At 69.6% G+C, this 13,038-nt stretch carries 13 protein-coding genes and 1 pseudogene; 10 read left to right on the forward strand and 4 right to left on the reverse strand.

What is annotated here, in order from left to right; all coding sequences use genetic code 11:
* The first annotated feature begins 13 nt into the window (after window positions 1–13).
* The 5 genes from SK803_RS07885 to SK803_RS07905 all read left to right on the forward strand — a co-directional run bounded on the left by SK803_RS07885 (window position 14) and on the right by SK803_RS07905 (window position 5,001).
* The gene (locus SK803_RS07885; protein WP_319965137.1) at window positions 14–637 is read left to right on the forward strand and encodes a TetR/AcrR family transcriptional regulator; all 624 of its coding nucleotides are present in this window, start codon (window positions 14–16) and stop codon (window positions 635–637) included.
* Window positions 634–2,184: an MFS transporter gene (locus tag SK803_RS07890; protein ID WP_319965138.1), complete on the forward strand. Its 1,551-nt coding sequence runs from the start codon at window positions 634–636 to the stop codon at window positions 2,182–2,184. Before SK803_RS07885 ends, SK803_RS07890 begins: the two co-directional genes overlap by 4 nt.
* 98 nt (window positions 2,185–2,282) lie before the next feature.
* A complete protein-coding gene (locus tag SK803_RS07895) occupies window positions 2,283–3,509 on the forward strand; it encodes a serine hydrolase domain-containing protein (RefSeq protein WP_319965139.1) in 1,227 nt (408 codons plus the stop codon).
* Complete coding sequence (locus SK803_RS07900; protein WP_319965140.1) at window positions 3,506–4,369, forward strand: sensor histidine kinase; 864 nt, start codon at window positions 3,506–3,508, stop codon at window positions 4,367–4,369. Before SK803_RS07895 ends, SK803_RS07900 begins: the two co-directional genes overlap by 4 nt.
* Window positions 4,366–5,001: a response regulator transcription factor gene (locus SK803_RS07905; protein WP_319965141.1), complete on the forward strand. Its 636-nt coding sequence runs from the start codon at window positions 4,366–4,368 to the stop codon at window positions 4,999–5,001. The genes SK803_RS07900 and SK803_RS07905 overlap by 4 nt, the downstream gene beginning before the upstream one ends.
* A 93-nt stretch (window positions 5,002–5,094) precedes the next feature.
* Here the strand turns inward: SK803_RS07905 and SK803_RS07910 are convergent, their stop codons facing one another.
* Together SK803_RS07910 and SK803_RS07915 are read right to left on the reverse strand one after the other, a co-directional pair.
* Complete coding sequence (locus SK803_RS07910; protein ID WP_319965142.1) at window positions 5,095–6,540, reverse strand: aldehyde dehydrogenase family protein; 1,446 nt, start codon at window positions 6,538–6,540, stop codon at window positions 5,095–5,097.
* A gap of 30 nt (window positions 6,541–6,570) precedes the next feature.
* Complete coding sequence (locus tag SK803_RS07915) at window positions 6,571–7,332, reverse strand: IclR family transcriptional regulator (protein ID WP_319965143.1); 762 nt, start codon at window positions 7,330–7,332, stop codon at window positions 6,571–6,573.
* A 99-nt stretch (window positions 7,333–7,431) separates the two neighbouring features.
* On the opposite strand from SK803_RS07915, the gene SK803_RS07920 reads away from it, so the two are divergent.
* Genes SK803_RS07920 through SK803_RS07940 form a run of 5 tightly spaced genes read left to right on the forward strand, consistent with a single transcriptional unit; the run spans window position 7,432 to window position 11,943 of the window.
* Window positions 7,432–9,825 carry a tetratricopeptide repeat protein gene (locus SK803_RS07920; protein WP_319965145.1) on the forward strand — a complete coding sequence of 798 codons (2,394 nt, stop codon included), beginning with the start codon at window positions 7,432–7,434 and terminating at the stop codon, window positions 9,823–9,825.
* Window positions 9,822–10,541, forward strand: a complete 720-nt coding sequence (locus tag SK803_RS07925; RefSeq protein ID WP_319965146.1) for an aminoglycoside phosphotransferase family protein — start codon at window positions 9,822–9,824, stop codon at window positions 10,539–10,541. The genes SK803_RS07920 and SK803_RS07925 overlap by 4 nt, the downstream gene beginning before the upstream one ends.
* A gap of 35 nt (window positions 10,542–10,576) precedes the next feature.
* Window positions 10,577–10,729 carry a hypothetical protein gene (locus SK803_RS07930; RefSeq protein WP_319965147.1) on the forward strand — a complete coding sequence of 51 codons (153 nt, stop codon included), beginning with the start codon at window positions 10,577–10,579 and terminating at the stop codon, window positions 10,727–10,729.
* Window positions 10,730–10,745: 16 nt separating this feature from the next.
* Entirely contained in the window at window positions 10,746–10,925 is a 180-nt protein-coding gene (locus SK803_RS07935) for a hypothetical protein (RefSeq protein ID WP_319965148.1), read from the forward strand.
* Between the two features lie 22 nt (window positions 10,926–10,947).
* A complete protein-coding gene (locus SK803_RS07940; RefSeq protein ID WP_319965149.1) occupies window positions 10,948–11,943 on the forward strand; it encodes a YdcF family protein in 996 nt (331 codons plus the stop codon).
* On the opposite strand, the gene SK803_RS07945 is transcribed toward SK803_RS07940, so the two are convergent.
* The gene (locus SK803_RS07945) at window positions 11,936–12,607 is read right to left on the reverse strand and encodes a glycosyltransferase family 2 protein (RefSeq protein ID WP_319965150.1); all 672 of its coding nucleotides are present in this window, start codon (window positions 12,605–12,607) and stop codon (window positions 11,936–11,938) included. The two genes, SK803_RS07940 and SK803_RS07945, sit on opposite strands and share 8 nt — an antisense overlap.
* A pseudogene (locus SK803_RS07950) lies at window positions 12,604–12,864 on the reverse strand (DUF305 domain-containing protein); the annotation flags it as partial. The pseudogene SK803_RS07950 and the gene SK803_RS07945, both read right to left, overlap by 4 nt.
* Window positions 12,865–13,038 lie beyond the last annotated feature (174 nt).

A 13,038-nucleotide genomic window follows, 5' to 3' on the forward strand; every position in this document is an offset into this window, starting at 1 on the left:
CTATCCTGGTCAGGTGAACCAGCCGGGGGAGAGCCTGCGCGACCGCAAGAAGCGCCGCACGCGTGCCGCGCTCGAGCGGGCGACCGTGCGACTCGCCGCCGAGAGGGGCTACGACCACGTCACCGTGGAGGAGATCGCCGCCGAGGCAGACGTCTCGATGCGCACCTTCTTCAACTACTTCGCGAGCAAGGACGAGGCGCTCATCGGCGCGGACCCCGAGGCGGGTCCGCGCATGGCCGAGCGCATCCTCGCCGCCGCGGACGAGGTCACGCCGTTCGAGGCGTACCGGCAGTCGGTGCTCGCTGAGATCACCGACGAGCTGAACAGCGCCCGCGACCTGTGGCTGCTGCGCAAGGAAGTGCTGATGCAGCGCCCGGACCTGCTGGTCCGCGCGTTCGCCAACAGCGCGGAGTCCGAGCAACTGCTCGCGAACGCGGTGGGGAAACGGGCAGGGCTGCCTGAGTCCCACCTGTACCCGCGCCTGCTGGTGGCCGCCGGCAGCACCGCGTTCCGTTGTGCGGTAACGCGCTGGGCGCTCGACGACAACGTCGCGTTGGGTGACCTGGTCAGCGAGGCACTGGACCTGTTCGGCACGGGGCTGGCTCACGTACCGCATCACCACGAAGGGGGATCATGACCACCGAAGCAGAAGTGACACCGGTCCACAGCAAACGCGACGTCGTCCAGGCCATGTGGGGCCTGATGCTCGGCATGTTCGTCTCGATCCTCGCGAGCACCATCGTGTCGAACGCGCTGCCGCGCATCGTCGCCGAGCTGAAGGGCTCGCAGTCGATCTTCGCCTGGATCGTGACGACCGAACTGCTGGCGATGACCGCGACCGTGCCGCTGTGGGGCAAGCTCGCCGACCTCTACAACCGCAAGCTGCTGATCCAGGCGTCGCTGGGCCTGTTCGTGGTCGGCTCGCTGATCGCGGGTTTCTCGCAGAACATCGAGATGCTCATCGTCAGTCGCGTGGTGCAGGGCGTGGGCGCCGGTGGCGTCACGGCGCTCGCGACGGTCGTGATGGCCGCGATGATCCCGCCGCGTGAGCTCGGCAAGTACTCCGGCATGTTCGGCGCGGTGTTCGGCGTCGGCACCGTGGCGGGCCCGCTGATCGGCGGCCTGCTGGTCGACACCTCGTGGCTGGGCTGGCGCTGGTGCTTCTTCATCGGCATCCCGTTCTCCCTCGCCGCGATCTACCTGCTCCAGCGCACGCTGCACCTGCCGGTCGTGCGGAAGAGGGACACGAAGATCGACTACCTGGGCGCGTTCCTGATCGTGTCCGGCGTCTCGACGCTGCTGATCTGGTCCTCGCTGGCCGGCCAGAAGTTCGAGTGGGCGTCGGGCTGGACCGCGGGCCTGGTGTCGCTGGGAGTGCTGCTGCTGGTCGCGGCCGTCCGCGTCGAGGCCACCGCGCACGACCCGATCGTGCCGCTGTCGATCTTCCGCAACCGCACGGTCTCGCTGGCGACCGTCGCGAGCGCCCTGGTCGGTGTCGCGATGTTCGGTGGCACGGTGTTCCTCTCGCAGTACTTCCAGCTGGCGCTCGGCAAGACGCCGACCCAGGCGGGCCTGCTCGGTCTGCCGCTGATCTTCGGCCTGCTGATCTCGTCCACGGTCGCCGGTCAGCTGATCACCAAGTACGGCAAGTGGAAGGCCTTCCTGGTCTCCGGTGGCGTGGTCATGGTCGGCGGCATGCTGCTGCTGTCCACGATCACCGCGACCACGACGGTGTTCATGGTCTCCGTGGACATGTTCGTGCTCGGCGTCGGCGTAGGCCTGATGATGCAGAACCTGGTTCTGGCGGCGCAGAACGACGTGCCTGCCAAGGACCTGGGCGCGACGACCTCGACGCTGACCTTCTTCCGCTCGCTGGGCGGCGCGATCGGCGTCTCGGCGCTGGGCGCGGTGCTGGCCAGCAAGGTCAGCTCGCTGGCCGCGGAGAAGTTCGGCCCGACGGGTGGCGGAGACGGTGGCAACAGCGTGCCGGACATCTCGGTGCTGCCGCCCGAGGTCAAGGCCGTGATCGCCGACATCTACGCGACGGCGACCGCGGAGATCTTCCTGGTGGGCGCGCCGTTCGCGGTGCTGGCGCTGCTGGCGGTGGTGTTCATCAAGGAGAAGCCGCTCAAGGAGCAGAGCGGTGACGACAGGCTGGCGGCGGAGATGGCCGCGAATCACTGATCGGCTGGTTGTCCTGACCGGACCCCTGACTTTCGTCGGGGGTCCGCTCTGTCTTTCGGGCCGGGTTTTCGCGGTCCGCGCTCTTTACGTTCTCTCCCATGAACATCTGGGGAGCAGCACTCACGCTCTTTGTGTCCACGTACCTGGGCGAGGCGTCGATTCCTGGCGTCGCGGTGGCGATCACCAAGGGGGATCAGGTGATCGCGGTCGAGGGCTACGGCCACGACTCGAGCGGCGCGCCGATCACGGCGGACACGAAGATGGCGATCGCGTCGGTCAGCAAGTCGTTCACGGCGCTGGCCGTCCGGCAGCTGGCCGACGCCGGCAGGATCGACCTGGACCGGCCGGTGTTCGACTCCCAGGTCACTACGCGGCAGCTGCTCAGTCACACGTCGGGGATCAGCGACCGCACGTTGGCGGAGAAGAGCCTGCCGCAGCCCTCGAGCCCGGCCGAGGCGGTGGAGCGCGCTCAGGAGGCCCTGCGCTCGGCCGTGCCCGACGGCCAGTTCCGCTACACGAACACCAACTACCACCTGGCCGCACGGCTGGTCGAGCTGGCTTCGGGCGAGAAGTTCGGTGAATACCTGCGGAAGCACGTTTTCGAGCCGTTGGGCATGCGGGACACGGTCGCGATCGACGTGACGCCGCGCGATCTGCCGCCGGACTACCGCCGTGGCTACGGGTACGCCTACGGGTTCTCTGTTGCGTTGACCGAGCCGGATCGGTTCGTCGCCGGCTCCGATGGTGTGATCACCACGGCCGCGGACATGGCGAAGTGGTTGGTGGCCCAAAAGACGTTGGCCCAGAAGACTTTGGCGCCGCAGGACGGGATGGGCTGGGAGGCCGACTCGCAGGGGCAGCTGCGGCACAGCGGGATCTGGTTCACCAGCACCGCTGGTCAGCTGCTGACTTCGTCCGGCTACGGGATCGTGGTGATGGCCAACAGCGGGATCACGCTCGGCAACGAGGGCACCTATGCGTTGGAGAACGGCATCGCCGAGATCCTCGACGGCAAGGCGCCTGCTGAGCCGTCGTCGTACCGGCTGCTGACGGATCTGGTGCTGGCCGCGCTGACGTTGTTGTCGTTGGGACTGGGGCTTCGTGCGTTGCGGCGGTCGCGGAGGTTCCACAAGGCGTGGCAGGTGTTGCGGTTCGTGCCGCTGGGTGTGCTGCTGGCGTTGCCCACGTTGCTGGGGTTGCTGTACGGCGGTGGGCGGGACATCACGTTCTTCCAACTGGCGCACTATTCTTTGCCGCTTGTGGTGTGGTTGGCCGTGTCCAGCGTGATGAACATCAGCGTTGCAGTGGTGAGGTGGCGGCGATGAGGACGGCTGCGCTCGCGGCATGCGTTGCTGCTGCTGTCGCCGTGTCCTTCTTCATGCAGAAGAACGTTCCGCCGTGGACGGTCGCGGTGTGGGTGCCCTTGTTCGTGGTCTCCTTCCTGCTCGGGCGCCGCACTGCTTCCTGGTGGCCCGCTCTGGTGTTCACGGCGGGAGTCTTCGGCGGGCTCATCGGCCTGTTCCTGGTGGGTCTCGCGGTGGCGCTGCCGTGGTTCCTCGGGCGCGTCGGGCATCAGCAGGCGGCGCTGGCCGCGGCGGGAGTCGAGGCCGCTCACCTGCGCGAACGCACTCGGATCGCGCACGAGGTCCACGACATCCTGGGGCACGAGCTGAGTTTGCTGGCGTTGCGGGCGGGGGCATTGGAGATGACGCTGCCCGCCGAGCACCAGGCGGCCGCGGCTCAGCTTCGCGTGTCGGCGGCCGGTGCGACGGAACGGCTCGCGGACCTGGTGTTCCTGCTCCGCGACGGCGATCCGCCTGCCGGGCCGGGTCTGCGGGACCTCGTCGATCGCGCGGTGGCGGCCGGGTTGCGTGTCGAGTTCGCTGTGGAGGGTGTGGTGCCGTCCACTGTGGAGCCGACCGTGCATCGGCTGGTGCAGGAGGCGTTGACCAACGCCGCCAAGCACGCACCGAAGTCTGTGGTGTCGTTGAAGGTGGCCACGGCTGATGCGACAACGGTGGTCGAGGCCGCCAACGACGTCGGGTTGCGGAGGGGCGCGGGGAGCCGGCTGGGCCTGGTCGCGTTGCGCGAACGGGTGCGGATCGCGGGAGGTACGCTGCGGGTCAGCCGTGGTGGCGGAAGGTTCGAGCTGGTCGCCACGCTGCCGCACTCGGGGGAGTCGTGATCCGCGTTCTGCTCGCTGACGACGAGGCGATGGTGCGTGCCGGGGTGCGCGCAATCCTCGGCTCGGATCCGTCGATCGAGGTCGTCGCGGAGGCGGCGGACGGGCGCGAGGCGATCGAGCTGGCGTTGAAGCACCGGCCGGACGTGGTGCTGCTGGACGTCCGGATGCCTCGCCTCGACGGGCTGGGTGCGGCGAAGGAGCTGGCGCGCCTGGGGTTCGGCGTGGCGATGCTGACGACGTTCAACGACGACGGCTACCTGGAGCAGGCGCTGGACGGCGGCGCGCGCGGATTCCTGCTGAAGTCAGGCGATCCGCGCGAACTGATCGCGGGCGTGCACGCGCTGGCCTCCGGTGGCGCCTACCTGGCGCCCAAGGTGGCGGCGCGGATGATCAGCCGGTTCCGCGGCGGGCGGGTCAGCGAGGCCAGGGCCCGCGTGGAGTCGCTGACCGCGCGGGAACGGGACGTGCTGGCGTTGCTGGGGAAAGGGCTGTCGAACGCGCAGATCGCGCGGCGGCTCGACCTGGTCGAGGGCACCGTCAAGGGGCACGTGAGCGCCATCCTGACCCGGCTCGGGGCGGAGAACCGGGTGCAGGCGGCGATCGTCGCGCACGAAGCGGGTCTAGCGGCGTGACCCGAAACGGTGGCGGTGAATTCACGCTCAGCAGGACGCCTCGCGGCAGTCTGACCACGAATTCGCACGGCACCATCGCCGGAGGCCACGCCACTAGAACGGGAAGTGGCCGTGGCCTCCGGCGATGGTGACCCACCTCGTCGCCGAGAAGGCCTCGAGCCCCCACCGGCCGCCGAACCTGCCGTAACCGCTGGACTTCACGCCACCGAAGGGCGCCTGCGGCTCGTCGTCCACCGTCTGGTTGCCGACGTGCACGATGCCGGTGCGGATGCGTTGCGCCAGCGCCAGGCCGCGGCGGGAGTCCTCGGTGAGGATGCCCGCGGTGAGTCCGTGCTCGGTGTCGTTGGCGACGGCCACGGCCTCGTCGTCGTCGGCGACCGGGACGACGATGACGGCCGGGCCGAAGATCTCCTCCTGGAAGATGCGCATCCGCGGGGTCACGCCGTCCAGCACGGTCGCGCTCCCGTTGCCGCCCGCCCTGACCTGCGCGCCCTCGCCGACCGCCTCGGCCACGAGCGCCGCCACGCGTTCGGCGGAGCGCGGGTTGATCACCGGGCCGATGACGGTGCCGGGGTCGGCGGGATCGCCGTGCGGCAGTGAGCCGACCTTGGCGGCGAGCTTCGCGGTGAACTCCTCGGCCACCGCCTGGTGCACCAGGATGCGATCGGTCGACATGCAGATCTGGCCGGCGTTGTGGAAGGCGCCGAACGTCGCCGCGTCGACCGCGTGGTCGAGGTCGGCGTCGTCGAGGACCAGCAGCGAGTTCTTGCCGCCGAGCTCCAGCACGGCGGGCTTGAGGTGTTGCGCGGCGAGCGTTCCGACGATCCTGCCGACCTCGGTGGAGCCGGTGAAGTTCACGGCGCGCACGCGCGGGTCGGTGATCAGCGCCTCCGCCACCACGGCGGCGTCCTCGGGTGCGTTCGTCACGACGTTGAGCACACCCGCCGGCAACCCGGCCTCGTGCAGCACGTCGGCGATGAACAGCCCGGCCGAGATCGGCGCGTCCTCACTCGACTTGAGCACCACCGTGTTGCCGGCGGCCAGCGGCGCGGCGACGGCTCGCGTGCTCAGGATGACCGGGGCGTTCCACGGCGCGAACGCCGCGACGACGCCGAGCGGTTCGCGGATCGCGAGCGACAGCTGACCCGGCGTTTCCGTCGTCAGCACCTCGCCGATGGGCTGGGTGACCGCCGCGGCCGCCTCGCGCAGGACGTTCGCCGCCAGCATGACGTTGAACCCCGCCCAGCCGCCGACGCCGCCGACCTCGTTCGCCATGAGGTTCACGACCTCGGACGTCCGGGTCTCCAGGTCGTCCGCGGCCTTGAGCAGGATGCCGCGCCGCTGCGACGGCGTGGTCGCCGACCACTGCGCGAACGCCTCCTGAGCCGCGTCGACGGCCCGTGTGACGTCCGCTGCGCTACCAGCGGCCACTACGGCATGGACCTCACCCGTGTACGGGTTGAGATCATCGGTGGTGCGGCCGTCCAGCGCGGGAACGCTTTCGCCGCCGATGAACAACTGACGCTTCTCGCTTGCCACGGTTGAGGATTCAATCGTTGTTCTCCGGAATCATCCAGGTCCGGGTTCCGGTGGATGGAAACCCGACTCCAGCGTCCGGCCGATGCCCCGCGCCGCCACCTGCAACGCCGCCACCAGCCGCGCGCGAATGTTGCGCAGGTCCGGTACCACGATCCCGAGCGCCGCCACCACGTGACCGTCCACCTCGACCGGCACCCCGACGCTGCACGCGCCGAGCGTCATCTCCTCGAACGTCTGCGCGTACCCGTCGCGCCGGATGCGATGCAACTGCGCCCGCATCCGCCCAGGCTCCGTGACCGTGTACGCCGTGACCCGCGTCAGCCCGTGCGTGAGCACCTCCTCCTGCACCTCCGCCGGCGCGTGCGCGAGCAACACCTTCCCGACCCCGGTCGAGTGCAACGGCAACCTGCTGCCGGTGGAACTCACGATCGGCACGGACGCATGCCCCGACACCCGGTCGAGGTAGAGCACCTCGGTCCCCTCCCGCACGGCCAGATGCACCACGGCCCGCGTAGCAGCGTGGATGTCGTGCAGAAACGGCTCCGCGACCCGGCTCAGATCCACCTCGCCGGCTGCCAGCAGGCCGAGCCGCCAGATCCGCCGCCCGATGACGTACTCCCCGGACTCCAGCCGCCGCACCGCACCCCACTCGAGCAGCTCGGCCAGCAACCGGTGCGCGGTGCTGATCGGCAACCCGCTGCGCCGCGCGATGCCGCTGAGCGTCTGGCGGCGGTGGCGGGTGTCGAAGGTGCCGAGCAACGACAGCAGCTTCGAGGAGACGGTGGCGGCCATCCACGAATTCTGCCCGCAGTCCCGCCGGTTCACCCGAGGGTGGCCGACGCGGGCGGGAGCGCGCTCGACCTGGGCCGTGCCGCACCTACTATCGGGCCGGTGGCCGCAACACAAGAGGGACGACTTCGTGCGCTGCACCGGGCACTCGCCGCGCACCCCAACCAGCCCGTGCTGTTCGCCGACCTGATCCGCGAGGTCTGGGGCGACACCCCACCGACAGGCCCGCTCCCGGCGCTGCGCACCCTGGTCAAGCGCCTCCGCAGGTCCATTCCGGACGAGATCGTCACCGACGCGTCCGGCTACCGCCTCAAGGTCCGCACACCGGGGCCGTGCCAGCTCCCGGCGGACCTGCCGGACTTCGTGGGCCGCGAGGACGAGCTGGAGCGCCTCGAACGTCAGGAAGGCGTCATCGCGATCACCGGCGCACCGGGCGTGGGCAAGACCGCGCTCGCGGTGAGGCTCGCGCATCGGTTGCGGGAGCGGTACTTCGACGGGCAGCTTTACGTGAACCTGCGAGCGTTCGCGGCTGGGTCACCCGTCACGCCGGAGCAGGCGCTGAGCAGGTTCCTCAAGGCGCTCGGGGTGCCGCAGGCCGCGATTCCGGCGAGCCTCGACGCCCAGGTCGACCTGTACCGGAAGAAGCTCGACGGCAAACGGGTGCTGGTCGTGCTCGACAACGTCGTCGAGGACATGGTCGAGCCGCTGGTGCCGAACCAGCCGGGGTGCCTCGCGATCCTCACCAGCCGGCACGACCTGCCCGGGCAGTTGCGGCTCGACGTGCTGGGCGACGACGCGGCGCACGAGCTGCTGGTCAGCATGCGTGTCGAGGGCACTGACGAGGAACGCACCGAGCTCGTACGGCTGTGCGCGCACCTGCCGCTCGCGTTGCGCATCGCGGGGGCGAACGTGGCGTACGGGCACATCGAGGACTACCTCGACGAGCTGCGCGGTGATCGCCTGACCGTGCTGGAGATCGACGGTGACACGGCTGTGCGGGCCACGTTCGAGCTGTCCTACCGGGCGTTGAGCAGTGCGGCGAAGCGGGTGTTCCGGCTGCTCGGGCTGCCTCCCGGCGCGGACATCGGGATCGACGCGGTCACGGCGCTCGCGGGGAGTGATCCCGACGCGCAGCTCGACGAGCTGGTGCGGGCCGGGCTCGTCGACCACGTTGGCGGACGCTATCAGCTGCACGACCTCATCAGGCTGTTTGCTGCTGACGCCGCGGACGACGACGACCGGGCCCGGTTGCTCCACGGTTACTCGTGGTACTTGACGACGGCCTACAACGCCATCGGCAAGGTGATCGCCGAGTTGGGCTTGATCACCGACCCCGACCTGAGCGGGGCATGCCTCGAGTTCGAGGGCAGGGAGGACGCCGCGGCGTGGCTGGAGGAGGAGCACGCCAACCTGGTCGCGGCCGTGCTCGCCGCGCCGTCGCCGTACGCGCAGCAGCTCGCCGACGTCGTGCGGATCTACCTGCACACCGGGCGGTTCGAGATCGAGAAGGCGCTGGTGTTCCAGGCCGGGCTGCGGGCGGCACGGGCGGCGGGTGACCGGGCGGGGCAGTGTGCGGCGTTGTTCGGGCTGGGCATGTCGGCGTGGGGGCGCGGCGAGTACCGCGACGCGCTGGACCACTACCGGGCGGCGCTGGAGCAGGCGGACGATCCCGGCCCGATCGCGACGATCAGGAACAACTTCGGGCTCGTGCACCTGGAGCTGGGCGAGGTCGCGCAGGCGCGTGCCCAGCTCATCGAGGCGCTCGCGCTGCGCCGGCAGATCGGTGACGAACGCGCGGCGGCCAGCACGCTGATGAACCTCGGCATCTCCCACGGCGCCAGGGGAGAGCTGCGCGAGGCGGCGCAGTACATCGAGCAGGCGTACGAGGTCTGCGCGCGACACGGCATGAGCAACCAGCGCGCGCTCGTCCTGGACAACCTGTCCGTCGCCTACTTCGAGCTGGGCGAGCTGGACAGGGCGCTGGACGCGAGTCTCGAGTCAGTCCGCCTGCACACCGAGGAGGACCATCCGCGAGCCCTCGCGAACGCACTGGCGAGCCTCGCCCGCATCCGTGCCGAACGCGGCGAGTTCGACGAGGGCCTGACCGCGGCCAGGCGCTGCTTCGAGGTCTCGCGCGACGCCGAGCACCCCAAGTCGCGGATCGACTGCCTGGTCGCGATGGCCGTGCTGGAGCCGGAGAAGGCGGGGCGACACGCGGGCGACGCGGTCGAGCTCGGGCGCAAGATCGGCTACGAACCCGGCGTGATCACCGCGTCGGTCCTGCTCGCCCAGGCCACGGGATCCGTCGAGCTGATCGACGAGGTGCTCACCACGATCCGCGAGACCGACAGCTTCATGGACCACTCACGCGCGTTGCTGGCCCGTGCGCGCATCACCCGTTCCGTTGACACGGCACGAGAAGCGCTGCGGGCGGCGGAGGACCGCGGCCAGGCGAAGGTCGCTTCGGACGCGCGATCGTTCCTGGCAACGCTGTGACGTACCTCGGTGAGGGCTGGGACAGCACGGCGGAGCTGGTCGACGGGTGGGTGGTGCGGCGTCCGCGCCGTCCGGAGATCGGCCCGCAGTTGCTGCGCGAGGCGGCGGTGATGCCCTGGCTCGCGCCCCGGTTGCCGTTGCCCGTGCCGGTTCCGGAGGTCGTGTCCGAGGAGCCTGTGGTCGTGCGGCACGCGCTGGTGCCGGGCGAACTCGCGTCGTTGACCGCGGTGCAGGGCCGGCAGCTGGGGGAGTTCCTGCGGGCACTGCACGCGGTGCCGGTCGCGGAGGCCGCTGAGCGAGGCGTCGGGCCGATGCCGTTGCCGATCGACAGGTTCCGCGCGGAGGTGCGGGTTCCTGGCGGTGACGCGCTGCTGGCCAAGATCGGCGGACTGCCCGCGGACACGCTCGTGCACGGCGATCTGGGACCGGAACACGTGCTCGGCCGTGACGGCGTGCTCACCGGCGTGATCGACTTCGGCGACCTGCACGTCGGGGACGCGGCGATCGATCTGGCCTGGGCGCTGAACTCCACCCCGCCCGTGTTCGCTCAAGCGCTCGCGTCGGCCTACGGGGTGACGGACGAGCTGCGGGAGCGGGCCTTGATCTGGCACCAGCTCGGACCGTGGCACGAAGTGCTGTACGGCAACGACATCGGTGACGCGGTGGTGGCGGCAGATGGGCTGAATGGAGTGCTTGAGCGCCTCAGGACCGGGTAATCCCGAGGTGACAGCCACTCTCGTCAGGAGGAGAAATGCCCTGGGTTCGCCGGCACCGCCGCAGCGCTCCGTACAGCTGGTTCCGCACCACCACGGTCCGCAGCCACTACCGCAGGCCGTCCGGTGGCTTCCTGATCCCGATCGTGGTCGCGATCGCCGTCATCGTGCTGCTCATCGCTCTGTTCTGAGGGTAATGTCGAGGACATGGGACAGTTGGGTGAGTTGTTCCCGGGACCCAAGGTCCGCCGCGAGGCGACGGACGCCGGCACCGGTGAGGACTACGAGGAGACCGGTCCGCTCGACCTGACCGCGGGCGCGGTTCGGTTGAGGCCGCGGCCGAAGCCCGCCGCCGAGCCGGTTCCGGAGTCCGACGGCGCGGAGTGATCACCGGTACTACCCTTGGCCGGTGCTCGCCGCCGTGCTGTTCCTCATCCCTGCTGTCTTCTTCGTTTACGGGATTGTTCGTGACCGCCGCAGGCTGAGCAACGCCGTCTGGCTCGGCATCGCGCTGGTGATGTTGCTGCTGTTGCTGGCGGAGGCCGGGCGGGACAACCCCGTGCTGAGCCTGCCGCTGCTGCTGGCGTTCATGCTGGCCGTGGTCGGCCTGTTGCTGCTCCCGCTGGCGTTGCTGGCCAACGGCATGGTGATGGTCCGCCGTGAGGGCAGGTCGCTGGGCAACCTCTTGTCGTTGCTCGCCGGTCTGGCGTTGCTCGGCGAGATGGTCTACTTCGCGTGGGGCATCAGCCAGCCCAACGACTGGGTCCGCGGCAGCGCGATCGGCCTGTTCCTGGTGTCGGCCTACATCGCGTTCTTGTTCGTGAGCCTGTTGCTGTACTCGGTGATCTACGGTCGCACCGGGCGCCGCCACGGGTTCGACGGCATTGTCGTGCTGGGCGCGGGATTGGTCGGTTCGCGGGTGCCGCCGCTGCTGGCCTCTCGGCTCGACCGCGCGCTGCGGCTCTACAAGCGGGATCTCGCCGCCGGACGGTCGCCGGTGATCGTCGTGTCGGGCGGGCAGGGCGCCGACGAGGACGTCTCCGAGGCCTTCGCGATGCGGCAGTACCTGCTCGAACGCGATGTGCCCGACGACGACGTGGTGCTGGAGGACCAGGCGACCACGACCGAGGAGAACCTCCGCTACAGCAAGGAGTTGCTCGCCGAACGCGGTCTCAACGGCCGGGTCGTCGCCGTCACGAACAACTACCACGTGTTCCGCACCGCCGTGCTGTCGCGCAAGCAGGGGTTGCGGTTGCAGGTCATCGGCGCGCCGACGGCCTGGTACTTCGTGCCGAGCGCGTTCCTGCGGGAGTTCGTGGCGCTGCTGGTTCGAAACCCCGTCGTGCACGGGCTGGCGTGCGCGGTGCTGATGGCCGGCGGGCTGGCGCTGACCCAGATCAGCTAGTGGTGGTGGGGAAGAGCCAGGACGGGCGGCCCCACTTCGCGATGAACGACTGAGCGTCCACTTCGGTCTGCGCGACCAGCGTCGGGTCCTCGTACGTGGAAACGTTGCTGTACAGGTGTTCCACGGTCACGCCGCCGACGCGGACCGTGCCGCCCGCCGCCTGCGCCTGCCACTCCAGGTCGTCGTCGCCGTACCACCAGCGGAACCGTTCGTCCGCGCGCAGGTTCGCCTCGCCGTCGACCACGAACGCGTACCCGGTCATCCGGTCGACCTTCAGCACCGGGCCCTGCTCGGTGTTGTGCCAGTCGGCGTTGTCACCGGACCGGTCCGGGTAGGCGATCGCGGCGCCGTAACGGTCCAGCGCGCCTACCATCGCGGCCAGGAAACCCGGTGGCAGCACCAGATCGTCGTTCAGCACGGCCACCGCGTACTTCTCGCCGGCGGCCTGCTCGTGCGCCCAGTTCAGGCCGATGTTCCACAACCGGCTGATGTTCGGCGGCTGTTCCTCGTCGCGAACGACGTGCGCGGCGACGTCGGCCACAGGTGGGGTGCTCGCGTTGTCGATCACCAGGACCCGCTCTGGCGGGAGAGCGAGACTTTCGATGGTCTGCCGCAGCTCGGCCGGGCGGTCGTGGGTGGGGATGACCGCGAACGTGAGCCTCATGTCGTAATGATGGCACGGGGCCGGATCGCGCCGGCCCCGTGCTTGATCATCATGTCCAGCCACCGGCGGTCGAACCCGGGCCCGCTGGAGCTCTCCAGCTTCGCCATGTCGTCGTCGCTCATCATCCCTGCCAGGTCGTGGCCTTCGTGGCTCTGCTTCGTGGTCGCACCCCACTGCTTGAGCCACTCGTTCATCTGAGTGATCTCCGGGTCCTGCGCCTTCTCGACGCGCTCGGCGAGGCCGCGGACCTTCTCGTTGGTGCTGCGGGACGGATGAGGGACTTCTTCAAGGGTTTGCTTCTCTCTGCGTTTGTGGACAGTGCTGAGTGGACTGACGAACTCAGTTCCGCAGCAGGCAGAGGGTCGTGAGGAGCGATCTTCCGCCCGGTGGTGGACGTTGAGGCGTGCTCAGCGGCGTATCGCTCGGGGGCG

This window comes from Lentzea miocenica (genome assembly GCF_033949945.1).
Taxonomy (GTDB): Bacteria; Actinomycetota; Actinomycetes; order Mycobacteriales; family Pseudonocardiaceae; genus Lentzea; species Lentzea miocenica.

What these genes read in the sequence shown, in the direction of transcription:
- SK803_RS07890 (WP_319965138.1), top strand. Translation starts at nt 634, where the DNA reads ATGACCACCGAAGCAGAAGTGACACCGGTCCACAGCAAACGCGACGTC.
- SK803_RS07945 (WP_319965150.1), bottom strand. Translation starts at nt 12,607, where the DNA reads ATGAGGCTCACGTTCGCGGTCATCCCCACCCACGACCGCCCGGCCGAG.
- SK803_RS07935 (WP_319965148.1), top strand. Translation starts at nt 10,746, where the DNA reads ATGGGACAGTTGGGTGAGTTGTTCCCGGGACCCAAGGTCCGCCGCGAG.
- SK803_RS07900 (WP_319965140.1), top strand. Translation starts at nt 3,506, where the DNA reads ATGAGGACGGCTGCGCTCGCGGCATGCGTTGCTGCTGCTGTCGCCGTG.
- SK803_RS07930 (WP_319965147.1), top strand. Translation starts at nt 10,577, where the DNA reads ATGCCCTGGGTTCGCCGGCACCGCCGCAGCGCTCCGTACAGCTGGTTC.
- SK803_RS07915 (WP_319965143.1), bottom strand. Translation starts at nt 7,332, where the DNA reads ATGGCCGCCACCGTCTCCTCGAAGCTGCTGTCGTTGCTCGGCACCTTC.
- SK803_RS07895 (WP_319965139.1), top strand. Translation starts at nt 2,283, where the DNA reads ATGAACATCTGGGGAGCAGCACTCACGCTCTTTGTGTCCACGTACCTG.